The following is a 15,541-nucleotide window of genomic DNA, read 5'->3' as shown; positions in this document are numbered from 1 at the left end:
GTTGGTTGCGGGCCCGCCCGTCATTGAATGCATGATCGACATGGAGCGGGGCGATGTAGCGGCTTCGCTATTATTGCCGAAATGCCGCAATCCGGTGAAAGCGGTGCGGAGATGATGACTGGCAGAGCCAAGCTGTTCTGCGGTAAGCTTGCCGCTCGCAAAACAACAAACCATGGAGACGAGCATGCTGAAGCTATGTGGATTTGCCGCAAGCAACTACTACAACAAAGTGAAATTCGCGCTGCTGGAGAAGGGCGTCGAATTCGAAGAAGAGCTGGTGTGGCTCGACCGCACGCCGGAACTGCTTGAACGCTCTCCGCTCGGCAAGGTGCCTTTTGTCGAGACCGATCATGGCCGTCTTTGCGAATCCCAGGTCATTCTCGACTATCTCGAAAGCGCCTATCCGCAGAAGCCCCTGATACCTGCAGATCCGTTCGCCGCAGCCAAGGTGAGGGAACTCATCACCTTCACCGAACTGCACCTGGAGCTGGTAGTGCGCGAACTGTATGCAGAGGCATTCTTCGGCGGCAAGGTCAGCGATGAAACCAAGGAGCGGGTGCAGAAGCTGCTGAAGCGCAATGTCGAAGGCTTCTCGAAGCTCGCCAAGTTTTCGCCCTACCTCGCCGGCTCTGAATTCACGATGGCCGACTGCGCGGGCATGGTGCACCTGCCGCTCGTCAGCATGGCATCGAAGATCATCTACGGCGAAGACGCGCTGGCAGGCCTGCCGGTGCGCGACTATGTGAAGATGCTGGGCGAAAGGCCGGCGGCGCAGCGCGTCAATGCCGATCGCAAGATCAACCAGGAAGAGATGGCAGCGCGCAACAAGCGTTGACAGACGACATGCATGTTGCGGTGACGAAGCTACAGCGCCGCTTCGTCGCCCCAGAGCTGCTGCATGCTAAAGCGAAGCGTGGCCTGCTGCGGCGCCAGCAGTTCGCGTATCGCATACAGCTCCTTGGTGGTATCCCGCTGTATCGGAAACGACAGCGGGGCGCCGCGCGGACCGATGAAGGCATGGACCACGGGAGCCGAAGCCTCCTTGGTGCGCCGGGTTACGACACCGATTTCCCCATTCTGCAGCCGCACGAAGCAGCCCGGCGGATAGGTGCCGATCTCCTTGATGAAGTAAGCGGCCAGCATTGCGTCGCCCGGCTTGCCGCCGGGGAGCAGCACTTCGCGCAGCGCGGCGTTGGGCAGCAGCGTCTTGCGGTAGGCGCGCTGCGTGACGCAGGCGCAGTAGCGGTCCGCCAGTGAAACGATCTTGGCATTCTGCGGAATGTCGGCCAGCGTCTTGCCGGAAGGGTAGCCGCTGCCGTCATCGTTTTCATGATGGAGCGCGACGTAATCCAGCCATTCCCTCTGGGTGATGCCGGCCTGTTCAAGCAGGGCGACGCTGCTCTGCGCATGCGACCTGATGAATTGCTGCTCCGGTTCCGTCAGGGGCGTCTGCTTGTTGCGCAGCAGATCGTGCTGTCGCAGCATGCCGATATTCATCGTCAGCGCGGCCGCCATGATGAACTGGATTTCCTCGGGTGGTTTGCGCAACGACCTGGCGATCAGCAGGGCGACGATGGCGGTATCGACGCTGTGGCGTACCGCATAGCTTCCTTCCTGCTGATTGAGGAGTACGCTGGCCAGCGCGACATCGGCATTGATGTCGACCGCATAGTTCAGAGCCTTGGCGACCTCAAGGACCTTGGCCGCGGCGTCGCTTTCATTGGCCAGGTTGTAGAGCAGGCGCTCGAGACGCTTGCCGGCAAGGTTGATGAAGCGCAGGGCGGAAGGCGTTTCGCGCCGGGCTTGCTGCGCTTGCAGATCCTTGCGCTTCTGCGCGCCGTCGAGCAGGGCTGCGTCGACGAAAAGTCCGCGCTGCAGCAGCGATTCGAGTTGGCCGGCGCTCTGAAGAACATGCCCGCGCCGCAGCAACAGCTTGTTGCCTTCGCCGTACACATCCCAGGGCAGCGGTTCGCCGATGGCGATATCTGACAAGCTGAGTCTTCGATGGTCCATCTACTCCTCCCATTGCCATGGCCGGCTTGCCGGTTTTGTGATTGTTGTTCCCGGCGGCTGCTTTTAATAATTTTTCCGTGTTGCTGTTGCTGCGTTCGTCCTTACCTGTTTCTGAACTGCGCGAGTGCGTCGCCCGGTTGCCCTGGCTGCCCCGGCTGCCTGTGGCGGCCCGGGTGATCGGCTCCCTTTCCGTTAACGGAGTAACGGCAGCGCACCCCCGATTCTAAAGAGTGCGCTGTGAAAAAGGCAATCCTTACAGCTTTGCCAGCCTTTGCAGGGCGGTCTGCAGCGTCTCGTCCTTCTTGGCGAAGCAGAAGCGCACGATGCCCGATTCGCGCGGCTTGCTGTAGAACGCAGACACCGGAATGGCGGCGACGCCGATCTCGGCAGTCAGCCACTTTGCGAACTCGGCTTCCGGGAGGTCCGAGATTGCAGAGTAGTCGACGCACTGGAAATAGGTTCCTTCGGACGGCAGCAGGCGGAACCGGGTTGCCTTCAGGCCGTCTCTGAACAGGTCGCGCTTGCGCTGGTAGAACGCAGGCAGGTCGAGGTAGGGCGCGGGATCGGCCATGTAGCGGGCCAGGCCATGCTGGACCGGCGTATTCACGGTGAAGACATTGAACTGGTGCACCTTGCGGAATTCCGCCGACAGCGCCGCTGGAGCGGCGACATAGCCGATCTTCCAGCCGGTGACGTGATAGGTCTTGCCGAAGCTCGACACCACGAAGGACCGCTCCGCCAGTTCCGGATAGCGGCAGACCGATTCATGACGGGCGCCGTCGTAGACCATGTGCTCGTAGACTTCATCCGACACGATCACGATACTCGTGCCGCGCACGATGTCGGCCAGGGCCTGCATGTCGGAAGGCTTGAATACCGAGCCGGTTGGGTTGTGCGGCGAATTGATCATCAGCATCCGGGTTTTCGGCGTGACGGCGGCGGCAACCTTGGCCCAGGGGATGGTGTAGCCGCCGGGGCCGACTTCCATCTGCACGAACACCGGCTTGCCTCCCGCCAGTTCGATGGACGGCACATAGCTGTCGTAGACCGGTTCGATGACCAGCACTTCGTCGCCGGGATGGACCGCGCAGAGGATGGCGGTCAGCAGCGCCTGGGTGGCGCCGGCCGTGATGGTGATCTCGGTTGCCGGGTCATAGCGCCGGCCGTACAGGGTCTCGACCTTTGCAGCGATCGCTTCCCGCAGCGCCGGCACGCCCGTCATCGGCGGATACTGGTTGAAGCCTTCCTTCATCGACGAGGTGACGGCATCGACGAGAGCGGGATCGCAGTCGAAATCGGGAAAGCCCTGGCCGAGATTGACGGCACCCTTTTCCGTGGCAAGGGCCGACATGACCGTGAAAATCGTGGTGCCGACGTTCGGCAGTCTGGACTGCAGGGAGAGGATGGCCTGATCCGGGGCGGGGGAGGAGAGCGTCGGCATGGTCATGATCGATAGTTCATCAAGGCAAAGTAAGCATTTTATACAGGCTCTGCCGGCAGTGCCCATTTCTCCGGCACGACGATCTCGAACAGGCCCGCCTTGGCGGTGCGCTTGGCCAGCTTGAGCAGCGCCTTGTCCTTGGTAAGCAGCGTCCGGGCGCCGGTATCGCGCGCCAGTTCCAGGAATTTCTGGTCGTCCGGGTCCTTGCAGACCGGCAGGCGGATCTCGGATTTGACTTCCATCTGTTCGGGGGCGAGCAGGGTGATCAGCGCGTCGAAGTTGCGCGTGGCTACCGCGCGGGAATCCGCATCGAGCGGCAGATGCGTATATTCCAGCACGCGTAGCCATTCGGTGCGGCAATCGTGGCGTGTCACCGCCTCGACGCGCCGTTCTTCGAGCGCGGTGCGCAGCGGCTGCCAGCGCGGATCCCGGAAAACGAACAGGTCAAGGCAAACGTTCGTGTCGATCACGATGCGATTCGGTATCATTCGGCAATTCATTTCCTGTAGAAACTGCTTGTTCATGCTGTTAGTTATTTCTCCCGCCAAGTCGCTCGACTATGAAACGCCATCCACCACCGAGGTGCATACCCTGCCGGATTTCATCAAGCATTCGGCAGAGCTGATCGATACGCTCAGGCCTCTGTCTCCGGCCCAACTGTCTTCCCTGATGGACATTTCCGATGCGCTTGCGGTGCTGAATGTTACCCGCTATGCTGACTGGTCGCCGAAATTCACGCCAAAGAACGCCAAGCAGGCGGTATTGGCCTTCAACGGCGATGTGTACGAAGGGCTCGATGCCGGGTCGCTGAACGAAAAGCAGCTTGGCTACGTGCAGTCGAGACTGCGCATCCTGTCCGGCCTCTACGGCGTGCTGCGCCCGCTCGACCTGATGCAGCCTTACCGCCTTGAAATGGGAACCTCGCTGCCCAATCCCCGCGGGCGCAACTTGTACGCATTCTGGGGCAATCTGGTTACCGATAGCCTGAATGCGCAGCTGGCGGAGAGCGGCTCGGATGTGCTGGTCAACCTGGCATCGGAAGAATATTTCAAGGTTGTCAAGACCAAACAGCTCAACGCCCGGGTGATTCATCCGGTGTTCGAGGATTGGAAAAACGGCAAATACAAGGTTATTTCGTTTTTTGCGAAACGGGCGCGTGGCTTGATGGCGCGCCATGCCGCCGTCAAGGGCATCACGCAGGCGGAAAAGCTCAAGCGGTTCAATCTTGATGGCTACGCCTATGATCCGGCGGCGTCGGATGATGTCAACTGGGTTTTCCGTCGCCGCATCGAGGCATAGCGAGGACGGAGGCCGTTCCAACACAGGCGGTCCGGCCTTCCCCGTGGATGTGCCCGGAAATGCAAAAGCCCCGTGAAACGGGGCTTTTTGTTGTCTTCGCTGCGACCTGACGGCAAGAAGTGAAACCTCAGGTCGCTGCCGGACGGCGGATCACCAGATTTGCCACCAAGGCTTGTTGACCTGCGGGCCGCCGCTGAAATAGGCGCTGTTGGGGAAGTTCTGCCTGAGCACCCGGTTGGTGTCGTCGCGCAGCTTGGTCATGCCCATCGCATCGTAGGATTGGGCCATCACATACAGTGCCTCTTCCACCGCAGGCGCTTCGCGGTATTCCGACACAGCGATCTGGGCGCGGTTGGCGGCGGCGACATAAGCCCCGCGGCGGTAGTAATACTTGGCGACGTGCACCTCATACTGGGCCATCGCATTGACAAGGTATTTCAGGCGCGCGACGGCGTCCTTGGTGTATGGGCTGTCCGGAAAGCGTTCGGCCAGCAGCTTGAAGGAGTCGAAGGCGTCGCGGGCGGCTTTCGGATCGCGCTCGCTGGGATCCTGCCTCGACAGGAAGCTCAGGAAGCCGAGCCTGTCGTTGAAGTTGATCAGGCCGCGCAGGTAATACATGTAATCGACGTTCGGATGATTCGGATGCAGCTTGATGAAGCGCTCGACCGCAGCCAGCGCTTCCGGCTGTTCGCCCTGGCGATAATGGGCGTAGGCGATTTCCATTTGCGCCTGCTGAGCGTAAGTACCGAAGGGATAGCGCGATTCCAGCTTTTCGAAATGCTGGATTGCGCGTTCATAATTGCCGCTTGCGAGCTCGTCGCGAGCCTCCGAGTATAATTTGGAAGCTGACCAGGTTCTGGTCTCGTCGACCTTTTCTGGAAGCATGCCGCATCCGGACAAAGACAGAGCGAGGGCGACTGCAGCAATTTTGATCGATCTATTTCGCATGAGGTTTTGCAGGAATACGGCTGAACAAGGCCATGATTATAGCCGATGGCGACTTCTTGCAACGATACAACTGAATTTCCGATTTTGAATAAATCTTCCCCCGAAAACGAGGTTTACGATGGCGACGAAGACGACGGCCTGGTGCCGCAAGCGTCTCCCATCGAACTTAAACTCACTCCCGAATTCTGCGGCGTCCGCATCGACAAGGCGTTGTCGCAGCTGGTGCCCGAATTTTCCCGCAGCCGTCTCCAGCAATGGATAGACGCCGGCCATGTGACCGTGGACGGTCAGCCCGCCAAGGCGAAGGCGCTGGCGCTGGGCGACGAAGCTATCGTCATCCTGCCCCAGTCGGCTCCCGAAGACAATGCTTTCAGCCCGGAACCGATTCCGCTGGCGATCGTGCAGGAAGACAGCGCGATTCTGGTGATCGACAAGCCGGCCGGGCTGGTGGTACATCCGGCTGCGGGTAACTGGTCCGGTACGCTGCTCAATGGGCTGCTGCATCATTTCCCCGCCATCGCCTCGGTGCCGCGGGCGGGCATCGTCCACCGCCTGGACAAGGAAACCAGCGGCTTGATGGTGGTCGGCAAGACCCTACAGGCCCAGACCGACCTGGTCCGCCAGCTGCAGGCGCGCAGCGTGCACCGCGAATACCTGGCGCTGGTCTGGGGCACGCCGCAGATCAGCGGCAGGATCGAGGCCGCCATCGGACGCCATCCGCGCGACCGGATCAAGATGGCAGTGTCCGACAACGCCAGCGCAAAACCGGCGCTGACGCACTACCAGCGGATCGCCGTCGGCAGCCTCGACGGCCGTCCCGTAAGCCTGCTGCGATGCCGGCTGGAAACCGGACGTACCCACCAGATCAGGGTTCACATGCAATCCATCGGCTTCACGCTGGTCGGCGATCCCTTGTACGGGAAGCCGCATCTTGCGCCGGTATTCCCGAGGCAGGCCCTGCATGCCTATCGCTTGGGACTGCTGCATCCTTCCACCCAGAAGGAGTGTGATTGGACGTCGGCGCTGCCGGACGACATGCGCGGCCTGCTGGAGCGTGCCGGCATCGATGCCGCAAAGGCGGTGGCGGAGTCGCCGGCATGATTCCCGGCCTCGTTCCCGTCTGGGATGCGCCCGCCAACGTGGCGGCGCTGTCGACGACGCGGCGCGGCGGCACCAGTCTTGCGCCGTATGACGACGGCAGCGGCAGCGGCGCACTTGGCCTCAATCTCGGCGTGCATGTCGGCGACAGCCTGGAGGCCGTCGCTGCCAACCGTGCGCTGCTGCGCTCCCAGCTTCCCGGCGAGCCGGGGTGGCTGACCCAGGTGCATGGCAGCGATGTGGTCAATGCCCGGGAAGCGGCGCAAGCGGCTGCAAGCGGCGACATGCTCAAGGCCGATGCTTGCGTATCGACCGAGCCGGGCATCGTCTGCGTGATCCAGACGGCGGATTGCCTGCCGGTGCTGTTCTGCGACCGCGCTGGCAGGGTGGTGGGCGCGGCGCATGCAGGCTGGCGCGGCCTTGCGAACGGCGTGCTGGAGAATACCGTGGCGCGCATGCGCGATGCCGGCGCCGGCGCCAGCGAGATCCTGGCATGGCTGGGACCGGCCATCGGGCCGTCCCGCTTCGAAGTGGGCGAGGATGTATTCAGGGCATTCGTCGAGCACGACGGCGCATGCGCATCGGCCTTCATGCCGCGCGCCGGAGCGCCTTCAAAATACCTTGCCGATATCTATGCGCTTGCGAAGCGCCGTCTCGCAGGTGCCGGCGTCGACCGCGTGTGGGGCGGCAACCGCTGCACCGTAGCCGAACGCGATCATTTCTATTCCTACCGCCGCGATGGCGTCACGGGCCGCATGGCGTCGTTGATCTGGCTCAAGTAACCGATTTGCAGGGCGGGCAGAATGCCATGCGTCAACCGCCTGCGCTCGCTAAATTCACGCTTGTCGACGTCAGCTCAGGGCGCATCGCGCCGGTCTTCCTTTTCTTTCGCGGCGTCCTCGGCCTGCTTTGCCGCCGCGGCTTCCTCCAGTAGTAATTTTTCGGCTCTTGCTCTATTACGCTTGCGTTGCGGCGTACCCATCAAGTATAAAATGATCGTCAGGGGCAAGACGCCATAGAGCAGGAAAGTCATGATGCCGGCAATGACCGAGTGTTCGGTGATTGACATCATCAGGACGACATAAATCCATGCGATGGCGACGATGTGCATAGCAGGTGCAGTCAGGCAGTTTCGGAAGTTCGACAAACCGTAACCTTACGCGAAAAAAGAGACGCAAGCATGAATAACATGTTCACCCCTCAAGCCGATCCTCAAGCCTGGATGGCGCAGTTCGCCTCGCAGTTCGCCGACCCGAATGCATGGCAATCCATGCTGCAGACGCCGCAGCTGGACACCAGGCCTTTTACCGCGACGGTCAAGGAATTCGGCGCGACCATCGACCCGTCGGTCGCCGCCAAGCTGCAGAGCGACTACATGCAGGAAATGTCGAGTCTCTGGCAGCAGGTACTTGCCGCGAAGGCGCCGGTGATCGCCGACAAGCGTTTCACGTCGCCGGAGTGGCAGTCCAACCCCTTGTTCGCATTCAATGCCGCCGCATACCTGTTGAATGCCCGCTTTCTGATGGCGATGGCCGATGCCGTCGAAGCCACGCCGCGGGCGAAGCAGAAGATCCGTTTCGCGGTGCAGCAAATGGTGGATGCGATGTCGCCGGCAAACTTCCTGGTGACGAATCCCGAAGCCCAGCAGAAGATCCTCGCGACCAAGGGCGAAAGCCTGGCCAAGGGCATCGCCCACATGCTGGAAGACATGCAGAAGGGGCGGATCTCGCAGACCGACGAATCGGCATTCGAAGTCGGCCGCAACGTGGCCACCAGCGAAGGCGCGGTGGTGTTCGAAAATGAACTGTTCCAGCTGATCCAGTACAAGCCGCTCACCAAGTCGGTCTACGAGCGGCCGCTGCTGCTGGTGCCGCCCTGCATCAACAAGTTTTACATTCTCGACCTGCAGCCGGAAAACTCCCTGGTGCGCCATGCGGTGGAGCAGGGGCATACCGTGTTCCTGGTGTCCTGGGTAAATCCCGACGCATCGCTCGGCAACAAGACCTGGGACGATTACATTCTCGACGGCGTCGTGAAGGCAATCAACGTGGTGCAGGAAATCTCCGCTCAGGATCAGATCAATGCCCTAGGCTTCTGCGTGGGCGGCACCCTGCTGTCGACCGCACTGGCGCTGCTGTACGGGCGCGGGGAAAATCCGGTGGCGAGCCTGACCCTGCTGACAACCTTCCTCGACTTCTCCGACCCCGGCGTGATCGAGGTATTCATCGATGAAGCCCAGGTCTCGATGCGTGAGCAGCAGATGGGCAGCGGCGGCCTGATGCCCGGCCGCGATTTCGCGTCGGCGTTCTCCAGCCTGCGTCCGAACGACCTGGTCTGGAATTACGTCAAGGCCAATTATCTAAAGGGAGAGGCGCCGCCGGCGTTCGACCTCCTGTACTGGAATGCCGACAGCACCAATCTTCCCGGCCCGATGTTCTGCTGGTATCTGCGCAACCTCTATCTCGAAAACCGTCTTCGCAAGCCGGGCAAGGTCACGGTCGCCGGCGAAAAGATAGACTTGTCGAAGATCGACGCCCCGACTTTCATTTATGGTTCCCGCGAAGACCATATCGTGCCGTGGACTGCTGCCTATGAGTCGGTCAAGCTGCTGAACCCGAAGAAGCGCGAGCGCAACCGTTTTGTATTGGGCGCCTCGGGCCACATTGCGGGCGTCATCAATCCGCCGGCGAAAAAGAAGCGCAGCTACTGGAGCGCGGAGCATTCCGGCGACAGCGCCGAAACATGGCTTGCCGAGGCCAAGGAAACGGCCGGAAGCTGGTGGCCGGAGTGGGCTGCATTCCTTGCCGAAAACGCCGGCAAGCAGGTTCCCGCGCCTCGCAAGTTCGGCAACGCGAAATACCAGCCTATCGAACCTGCACCGGGACGATATGTGAAGGTCAAGGCCGACAAGTAACTGCATCCGGCTGCATCTTGCACGCCCGGTGAGTAGCCGGGCGCTCCGATCATGGATCACCGGACCGCAGCACCATTGCTGCGGTCCGGTGATCCTATTTTCGTAATCCATCTCACAAGCAATGATCAAGTTCATGCAGTGTATGGAGTCGTACATTGCTGCGGCGCTTCATTGATATTGGGATGCGATTTTGCTCAAACGCATTGCAATAAAGCCATAGGCAGTTGGAAATACTTGGCTAAAGCTTTGTTTTTTCGCACTATAATAAAAAACGGAGACAGCGAACGCCTGTTCGCTTTATTAAAGAAACGGCATTGACGCGTTGCGACGCAAAAACTGGAATATTCAATGAACAGTGCAAAAAAGCTATCCGAGCGCCTGATTAAGAAGTATCCGAACCGCCGTCTGTACGACACCCAAACGAGCTCCTACATCACGCTTGCCGACGTCAAGCAACTCGTGCTTGATAACGAGGAATTTACTGTTGTCGATGCAAAGACCGAGGAGGACCTGACTCGCAGCATCCTGCTGCAGATCATTCTTGAAGAGGAAGCCAACGGCACGCCGATGTTCTCCAGCGGGGCGCTGTCGCAGATCATTCGCTACTACGGCCATGCGATGCAGGGCATGATGGGTTCGTATCTTGAGAAGAACATCCAGGCCTTTATCGATATTCAGAACAAGCTCGCCGAAAGCTCCAAGGGTTTCTACGAAGGCAAGCCGTTCAGCCAGGAAATGTGGACGCAGTTCATGAACGTGCAGGGCCCGATGATGCAAGGCATGATGAGCAACTACATCGAGCAGAGCAAGAACCTGTTCCTGCAGATGCAGGATCAGATGCAGAACCAGACCAAGAACATGTTCGGCAATTTCCCGTTCGTACCGCCGACCGACAAGAACAAGAAATAAGTCCATATCGCCGGCTCGCCATGCCGGCTTGTCCGGCAGGCAAGTCGACAAGCAGGCAAGCCAATGTTGGCAGGCAATCCAGGCACACCGGCGTGCCTGCTGGCACCGGGAAATTGTCCGTGGAGGGTACAATAGCGGATTCGGTGCGACACGTGTGTCGCGATCGCCGCCCTGCGGCAAATAAAGCAATGCTCCGGCAGTCCAACTGCCGTGCAACACCTCCTGCAAACATGTGGGTAGAGCCTTGATTCTTTTAAGATCTCGTAGATTTCTTAAAATGGCTGCTCCCACCGGCTCTCTAGGTGCGTCCAGCGCAACTAAAAAAGCTCAACCAACATAATGCTCCCAAGGGATTATTCCGGGACTCGAAAATGCCAGAATTTTCTGCAGCTTTTCGGGCTCTCCTACGTAATCTCTGTTCACAAGACGAGCAACGTGTTGCCTTTACGCGACAAAATCTATCCTAATAATTTTGAAGCATGGATTTCTCTTACCGGAGGAACCCAGAGGCGAGCCATCGGCTCAACAGGAAAGTTGCAAATCTAGATCGCGAGAAGTTCTGCGATGCCTTGTCGTGCGCGTTCTTCCTAGTTAGGAATCGTGCCACGACCGAGCGTGCGACCGCTCGTTGCCTACTCGGACGTGCGTCTTCAGTAATGAAGGGGTGCGAAGCTCCGAGAACAATGTACTCCCATCAAATGGCGTTCTTTTCATGCAAATGGACGGAGCGGAAACTGCTAGCAGCACGGCGGTTAAGAGGCTAGGCAAGTGCCAAACGAGCAACATAAGTGAACTGACGTTTGAACCTTCGTGACTATTGACGGGCTGAAGCTGCTAGGGCCCTACCCAAAATGGGACGTGGTCGGTTATCTCTGTCGAATCTAGGGATACGTCGTCATATGACCACCGGAGGAGAGTCAGGCTCTACCTGGCTAGTCGTATCGAAGTCAAGATGCGTCGGCATCGCAGGAAACGTGGTAAACCCGACTCGCCGCCTTCTAGCAAGGCAAGCTGACCGTAAGGAAAGCCCATGGCGGAGCGGGTATGGGAGGATGGAAAAAGCGAATGTCTTGCTGTAATGGCGGGAATAGGGCTTCAAAATTTGGCTCAACGTGAAAACGTGCCCACTTCCATCTGGTGCAATGGTCGTTATCGACCGCATAGGCAAAGTAATCATTCATCAACGCCCCGAAGGGATGCAATTCTTCCCTCCGGGGCAGAGTTGTGTCTTCGGTGGGTCTCATTACCGAGGTCAGCAATGAGAGTAATCGATAGCAACCAGATCGATTCTGCGTCCTCACACGTTCCTGTTGAGTGGGCAGCCATAAATTGGCAGCTCATTCAGCGGAATGTGAGAGCCATGCAGACTCGACTAACGAAGGCAACACAGGAAAGCGACTGGCGCAGAGTGAAATCACTGCAACGGTGGCTGACCCGCTCGTTTTCTGCCAGAGCCTTGGCGGTCAAACGAGTGACAGAAAACCAAGGCAAACGTACCGCCGGAGTCGATCGGCAGTTATGGGACACACCAGCCCAGAAATTTGCCGCAATTGCGACGTTGTCGAAGCGTCGGTATAGGCCTCTTCCGCTACGGAGGGTCTATATTCCCAAACCGAATGGGAAGGAACGTCCTCTGGGCATTCCAACCATGCGAGACAGAGCCATGCAGGCGTTGTATCTGCTGGCTCTCGACCCGGTTCTGGAAACGGAGAGCGATATCAATTCTTACGGATTCCGTAGAAACCGCTCTACCCACGACGCTATGAGTCATCTGTTTGTATCCCTGTCCCAGAAGCTGTCAGCACAATGGATCTTGGATGCAGACATCGAAGGCTTTTTCGACAACATCAACCACGACTGGATGATCAAACATATCCGCATGGATAAGACGGTCCTTCGGAAGTGGCTGAAATCCGGGGTGGTCGACAAGAAGCATTTGCTAGCAACCACTGCGGGAACGCCTCAGGGCGGAATCATTAGCCCTGCATTGGCGAATTGGACGCTGAATGGTCTGGAAACCGAACTGATCCGTCATTTGAAGAAGAAGTACGGTGTCGTGAAGACTAGGACGCTGAAGGTCGGCGTCGTACGGTATGCCGACGATTTTGTGGTTCGAGGTGCTTCACAAGAGCTACTCGAAACTGAAATCCGGCCGTGGATAGAAGCATTCCTTGCAGAGCGGGGCTTGCGACTATCCCAAACCAAGACTCGCATCGTCCATATCGACCAAGGGTTTGACTTTCTGGGATGGAGTTTTCGCAAGTACAACGGGAAGCTCCTGATTAAGCCAAGTCAGAAAAACGTGAAAGCGTTCTATGACAAGGTAAGAAAGGTCATCGGCGACTATGTCGGGAGTAAGCAGGAGGACCTTATTCGAGTGCTGAATCCGATGTTACGAGGATGGGCGCAATACCATCATCCCATCGTTGCTAAGCAGGCATTCTCACGCATGGACCATCTGCTATTTTGGCGGCTTAAGCGATGGGCAATGCGTAGACACCCGAGGAAGAATGCCGAATGGATTCGCCAGAAATATTGGCGGTCAATAGGCAACCGAAATTGGGTCTTTGCCGCAGATGTGGAAATCGATGGCAAGCAAGGTGTGATGGAATTGTATTCGCTCGCGAGTACACGCATAGTGCGGCACGACAGAATGGACGGGAAATACCATCCTTATGATCCGCAATGGGAAGAATATGGGGAAACCCTCCGGATGAAACGTATGTTGAAAAACATGGCTTATCGGAAAGAGTGGGCAAAACTCTACGCTGACCAACGCGGCTTGTGCGCGCTCTGTGGATACGAGATGGACGTGGAGACCGGCTGGCATGACCACCACATTGTGTACCGTGTGGCTGGAGGGTCGGACTCTTTAGGAAATCGCGTATTATTGCACCCTAACTGTCACCACCAAGTGCATGCACTAAGTTTGCATGTTGTGAAACCGGTTCTTATGTAAGAACTTTTATTGTGCTTGAGCCGTGTGCGATGAAAGTCGCACGCACGGTTCTTAGGGGGGAGGGGTTCTGGCAACAGACCCTTCCTACCCTACCTTTGTATCCCATTCTGCCATGTCCAACGCTTCTCCCTCTCCCAAAGTCGGCTTCGTCTCGCTCGGCTGCCCCAAGGCGCTCGTCGACTCCGAACAAATTCTCACCCAGCTGCGCGCCGAAGGCTACGATACGGCCAAGTCCTATGACGGCGCCGATCTGGTCATCGTCAACACCTGCGGCTTCATCGACGCCGCCGTCCAGGAATCGCTGGACGCCATCGGCGAAGCGCTGAACGAAAACGGCAAGGTCATCGTCACCGGCTGCCTGGGCGCGAAGAAGGATGCCGCCGGCAACGACATCATCCAGTCCGTGCACCCGAAGGTCCTGGAAGTCACCGGCCCCCACGCAGTGGGCGAGGTCATGGCCGCCGTGCACAAGCACCTGCCCAAGCCGCATGATCCTTTCGTCGACCTGGTGCCGGCGCAGGGCGTGAAGCTGACGCCCAAGCATTATGCCTATCTGAAGATTTCCGAAGGCTGCAACCACCGCTGCAGCTTCTGCATCATTCCCTCGATGCGCGGCGACCTGGTATCGCGCCCGGTCGCGGACGTGATGCTCGAAGCGGAAAACCTGTTCAAGGCCGGCGTCAAGGAATTGCTGGTGATTTCCCAGGACACCAGCGCCTATGGCGTCGACGTCAAGTTCCGTACCGGCTTCTGGAACGGCAAGCCGCTGCGCACGCACATGACCCAGCTGGTCGGCGCGCTCGGCGAGCTGGCGGCGCAATACGGCGCCTGGGTCCGCCTGCATTATGTCTATCCTTATCCGCATGTCGACGACGTCATCCCGATGATGGCGGAGGGCAGGGTATTGCCTTATCTCGACGTGCCGCTGCAGCATGCGCATCCCGACGTGCTCAAGCGCATGAAGCGTCCGGCCAACGGCGAAAAGAACATCGAGCGCATCCAGGCATGGCGCAGGATGTGCCCGGATCTGACCATCCGCTCCACCTTCATCGCCGGCTTTCCGGGCGAGACGGAAGATGAGTTCGAGTACCTGCTGGACTTCCTCAAGGAAGCCCGGATCGACCGCCTCGGCTGCTTCTCCTATTCGCCGGTGGAAGGCGCCACCGCCAACGAACTGGCCAATCCCGTGCCCGAGGAAGTGCGCGAAGAGCGCCGTGCGCGCGTGATGGAGCTTCAGGAAGAGATTTCGAAGGAGCGCATGCAGGCCAAGGTCGGCAAGACGCTGCGCGTCCTGCTGGACGAAGTCGGTCCGAGCGGCGGCGTCGGCCGTTCGGTGGCGGATGCGCCCGAAATCGATGGCGTGGTGTACGTCAAGCCGCCCTATGAGCCGCACCGCAAGCTCAAGGTGGGCGAGTTCGTCGAGGTGAAGGTCACCGCCGCAGATGCGCACGACCTGTGGGCGGAGGCATGATGCGGCGTCTGGGTGCGGTCATGTTTGCGGGTGCCATGCTTGTTGCGGCCACTGCCGCGGCGCCGGTGTTCTCGGCCAGCGGGCCGGCATCCTCGGCGCGGGCGGAAGCTTCCGGCAAGGCATTGTTCATGAAGCCGGTTGCTCTGCGCGGCATGCTGGGCGATGTGCAGATCCAGGTGACGCTGCGTACGAAGGAACCGGCCGAGGACGGCATCGAGGGCGAATACTTCGTGTTCGGCAAGTCGCACCGGGTGCTGCTCGCCGGCGAGATCGAAGGGCAGGAAGTGTTCATGGAAGAGTCCGAGAACGGGACCGACGTCTCGGGCCAGTGGGACGGCAAGCTGGCCGGCGAAACACTGAGCGGAGAATGGCAGTCGCCGGACGGCCAGATCAAGAAGCCGTTCAGCCTGCGCATCGTTCGTGCCGATGAAAAGAACAGTCCGGGCCAGAATGCCAGGCCGTCCGGACAGGACAAACAGCAATAACCAG

Annotated in this window: 14 protein-coding genes; 9 read left to right on the top strand and 5 right to left on the bottom strand. The window is 59.1% G+C overall.

Annotated elements, in window-relative coordinates; translation table 11 throughout:
• Nucleotides 1–184: 184 nt before the first annotated feature.
• The gene (locus tag IGW03_RS04985) at nt 185–835 is read left to right on the top strand and encodes a glutathione S-transferase family protein (RefSeq protein WP_194721417.1); all 651 of its coding nucleotides are present in this window, start codon (nt 185–187) and stop codon (nt 833–835) included.
• 29 nt (nt 836–864) lie between these two features.
• On the opposite strand, the gene IGW03_RS04980 is transcribed toward IGW03_RS04985, so the two are convergent.
• The 3 genes from IGW03_RS04980 to IGW03_RS04970 all read right to left on the bottom strand — a co-directional run bounded on the left by IGW03_RS04980 (nt 865) and on the right by IGW03_RS04970 (nt 3,942).
• Nucleotides 865–2,013 carry an HD-GYP domain-containing protein gene (locus tag IGW03_RS04980; protein WP_194721416.1) on the bottom strand — a complete coding sequence of 383 codons (1,149 nt, stop codon included), beginning with the start codon at nt 2,011–2,013 and terminating at the stop codon, nt 865–867.
• A gap of 253 nt (nt 2,014–2,266) precedes the next feature.
• On the bottom strand, nt 2,267–3,454 hold the full coding sequence (locus tag IGW03_RS04975; protein WP_194721689.1) for a pyridoxal phosphate-dependent aminotransferase: 1,188 nt from the start codon (nt 3,452–3,454) through the stop codon (nt 2,267–2,269).
• A gap of 38 nt (nt 3,455–3,492) precedes the next feature.
• Nucleotides 3,493–3,942: a putative toxin-antitoxin system toxin component, PIN family gene (locus IGW03_RS04970; protein ID WP_194721415.1), complete on the bottom strand. Its 450-nt coding sequence runs from the start codon at nt 3,940–3,942 to the stop codon at nt 3,493–3,495.
• Nucleotides 3,943–3,976: 34 nt separating this feature from the next.
• Between IGW03_RS04970 and yaaA the strand changes: the two genes are divergently transcribed.
• The gene (gene yaaA, locus IGW03_RS04965; protein ID WP_194721414.1) at nt 3,977–4,753 is read left to right on the top strand and encodes a peroxide stress protein YaaA; all 777 of its coding nucleotides are present in this window, start codon (nt 3,977–3,979) and stop codon (nt 4,751–4,753) included.
• 150 nt (nt 4,754–4,903) lie between these two features.
• On the opposite strand, the gene IGW03_RS04960 is transcribed toward yaaA, so the two are convergent.
• Complete coding sequence (locus tag IGW03_RS04960; RefSeq protein WP_194721413.1) at nt 4,904–5,701, bottom strand: outer membrane protein assembly factor BamD; 798 nt, start codon at nt 5,699–5,701, stop codon at nt 4,904–4,906.
• A 45-nt stretch (nt 5,702–5,746) separates the two neighbouring features.
• Here IGW03_RS04960 and IGW03_RS04955 point away from each other — a divergent pair, with 45 nt between their 5' ends.
• Nucleotides 5,747–6,802, top strand: a complete 1,056-nt coding sequence (locus IGW03_RS04955; protein WP_194721412.1) for an RluA family pseudouridine synthase — start codon at nt 5,747–5,749, stop codon at nt 6,800–6,802.
• Nucleotides 6,799–7,581, top strand: coding sequence for a peptidoglycan editing factor PgeF (gene pgeF, locus IGW03_RS04950; protein ID WP_228535041.1), 783 nt, complete (start codon nt 6,799–6,801; stop codon nt 7,579–7,581). Before IGW03_RS04955 ends, pgeF begins: the two co-directional genes overlap by 4 nt.
• A 74-nt stretch (nt 7,582–7,655) precedes the next feature.
• Here the strand turns inward: pgeF and IGW03_RS04945 are convergent, their stop codons facing one another.
• Nucleotides 7,656–7,910, bottom strand: a complete 255-nt coding sequence (locus IGW03_RS04945) for a hypothetical protein (RefSeq protein ID WP_194721411.1) — start codon at nt 7,908–7,910, stop codon at nt 7,656–7,658.
• 78 nt (nt 7,911–7,988) lie between these two features.
• Between IGW03_RS04945 and phaC the strand changes: the two genes are divergently transcribed.
• The 5 genes from phaC (at nt 7,989) to IGW03_RS04920 (ending at nt 15,537) form a co-directional block, all read left to right on the top strand.
• Entirely contained in the window at nt 7,989–9,713 is a 1,725-nt protein-coding gene (gene phaC, locus IGW03_RS04940) for a class I poly(R)-hydroxyalkanoic acid synthase (protein WP_438943621.1), read from the top strand.
• 348 nt (nt 9,714–10,061) lie between these two features.
• Nucleotides 10,062–10,622, top strand: a complete 561-nt coding sequence (gene phaR, locus IGW03_RS04935; RefSeq protein ID WP_194721410.1) for a polyhydroxyalkanoate synthesis repressor PhaR — start codon at nt 10,062–10,064, stop codon at nt 10,620–10,622.
• Nucleotides 10,623–11,880: 1,258 nt separating this feature from the next.
• Nucleotides 11,881–13,581 carry a group II intron reverse transcriptase/maturase gene (ltrA, locus tag IGW03_RS04930; RefSeq protein WP_194721409.1) on the top strand — a complete coding sequence of 567 codons (1,701 nt, stop codon included), beginning with the start codon at nt 11,881–11,883 and terminating at the stop codon, nt 13,579–13,581.
• Between the two features lie 112 nt (nt 13,582–13,693).
• Nucleotides 13,694–15,052 carry a 30S ribosomal protein S12 methylthiotransferase RimO gene (rimO, locus tag IGW03_RS04925; RefSeq protein ID WP_194721408.1) on the top strand — a complete coding sequence of 453 codons (1,359 nt, stop codon included), beginning with the start codon at nt 13,694–13,696 and terminating at the stop codon, nt 15,050–15,052.
• On the top strand, nt 15,049–15,537 hold the full coding sequence (locus IGW03_RS04920) for a hypothetical protein (RefSeq protein WP_194721407.1): 489 nt from the start codon (nt 15,049–15,051) through the stop codon (nt 15,535–15,537). Before rimO ends, IGW03_RS04920 begins: the two co-directional genes overlap by 4 nt.
• Nucleotides 15,538–15,541: the final 4 nt, after the last annotated feature.

The organism is Noviherbaspirillum malthae, assembly GCF_015352985.1.
In the GTDB taxonomy this organism is placed as follows: domain Bacteria; phylum Pseudomonadota; class Gammaproteobacteria; order Burkholderiales; family Burkholderiaceae_D; genus Noviherbaspirillum; species Noviherbaspirillum malthae.
The sequence above is the reverse complement of the archived record's forward strand: the minus strand, read 5'-3'. Positions and strand labels throughout refer to the sequence as shown.

What these genes read in the sequence shown, in the direction of transcription:
- IGW03_RS04985 (WP_194721417.1), top strand. Translation starts at nt 185, where the DNA reads ATGCTGAAGCTATGTGGATTTGCCGCAAGCAACTACTACAACAAAGTG.
- IGW03_RS04980 (WP_194721416.1), bottom strand. Translation starts at nt 2,013, where the DNA reads ATGGACCATCGAAGACTCAGCTTGTCAGATATCGCCATCGGCGAACCG.
- IGW03_RS04975 (WP_194721689.1), bottom strand. Translation starts at nt 3,454, where the DNA reads ATGCCGACGCTCTCCTCCCCCGCCCCGGATCAGGCCATCCTCTCCCTG.
- IGW03_RS04970 (WP_194721415.1), bottom strand. Translation starts at nt 3,942, where the DNA reads ATGATACCGAATCGCATCGTGATCGACACGAACGTTTGCCTTGACCTG.
- yaaA (WP_194721414.1), top strand. Translation starts at nt 3,977, where the DNA reads ATGCTGTTAGTTATTTCTCCCGCCAAGTCGCTCGACTATGAAACGCCA.
- IGW03_RS04960 (WP_194721413.1), bottom strand. Translation starts at nt 5,701, where the DNA reads ATGCGAAATAGATCGATCAAAATTGCTGCAGTCGCCCTCGCTCTGTCT.
- IGW03_RS04955 (WP_194721412.1), top strand. Translation starts at nt 5,747, where the DNA reads ATGGCGACTTCTTGCAACGATACAACTGAATTTCCGATTTTGAATAAA.
- pgeF (WP_228535041.1), top strand. Translation starts at nt 6,799, where the DNA reads ATGATTCCCGGCCTCGTTCCCGTCTGGGATGCGCCCGCCAACGTGGCG.
- IGW03_RS04945 (WP_194721411.1), bottom strand. Translation starts at nt 7,910, where the DNA reads ATGCACATCGTCGCCATCGCATGGATTTATGTCGTCCTGATGATGTCA.
- phaC (WP_438943621.1), top strand. Translation starts at nt 7,989, where the DNA reads ATGTTCACCCCTCAAGCCGATCCTCAAGCCTGGATGGCGCAGTTCGCC.
- phaR (WP_194721410.1), top strand. Translation starts at nt 10,062, where the DNA reads ATGAACAGTGCAAAAAAGCTATCCGAGCGCCTGATTAAGAAGTATCCG.
- ltrA (WP_194721409.1), top strand. Translation starts at nt 11,881, where the DNA reads ATGAGAGTAATCGATAGCAACCAGATCGATTCTGCGTCCTCACACGTT.
- rimO (WP_194721408.1), top strand. Translation starts at nt 13,694, where the DNA reads ATGTCCAACGCTTCTCCCTCTCCCAAAGTCGGCTTCGTCTCGCTCGGC.
- IGW03_RS04920 (WP_194721407.1), top strand. Translation starts at nt 15,049, where the DNA reads ATGATGCGGCGTCTGGGTGCGGTCATGTTTGCGGGTGCCATGCTTGTT.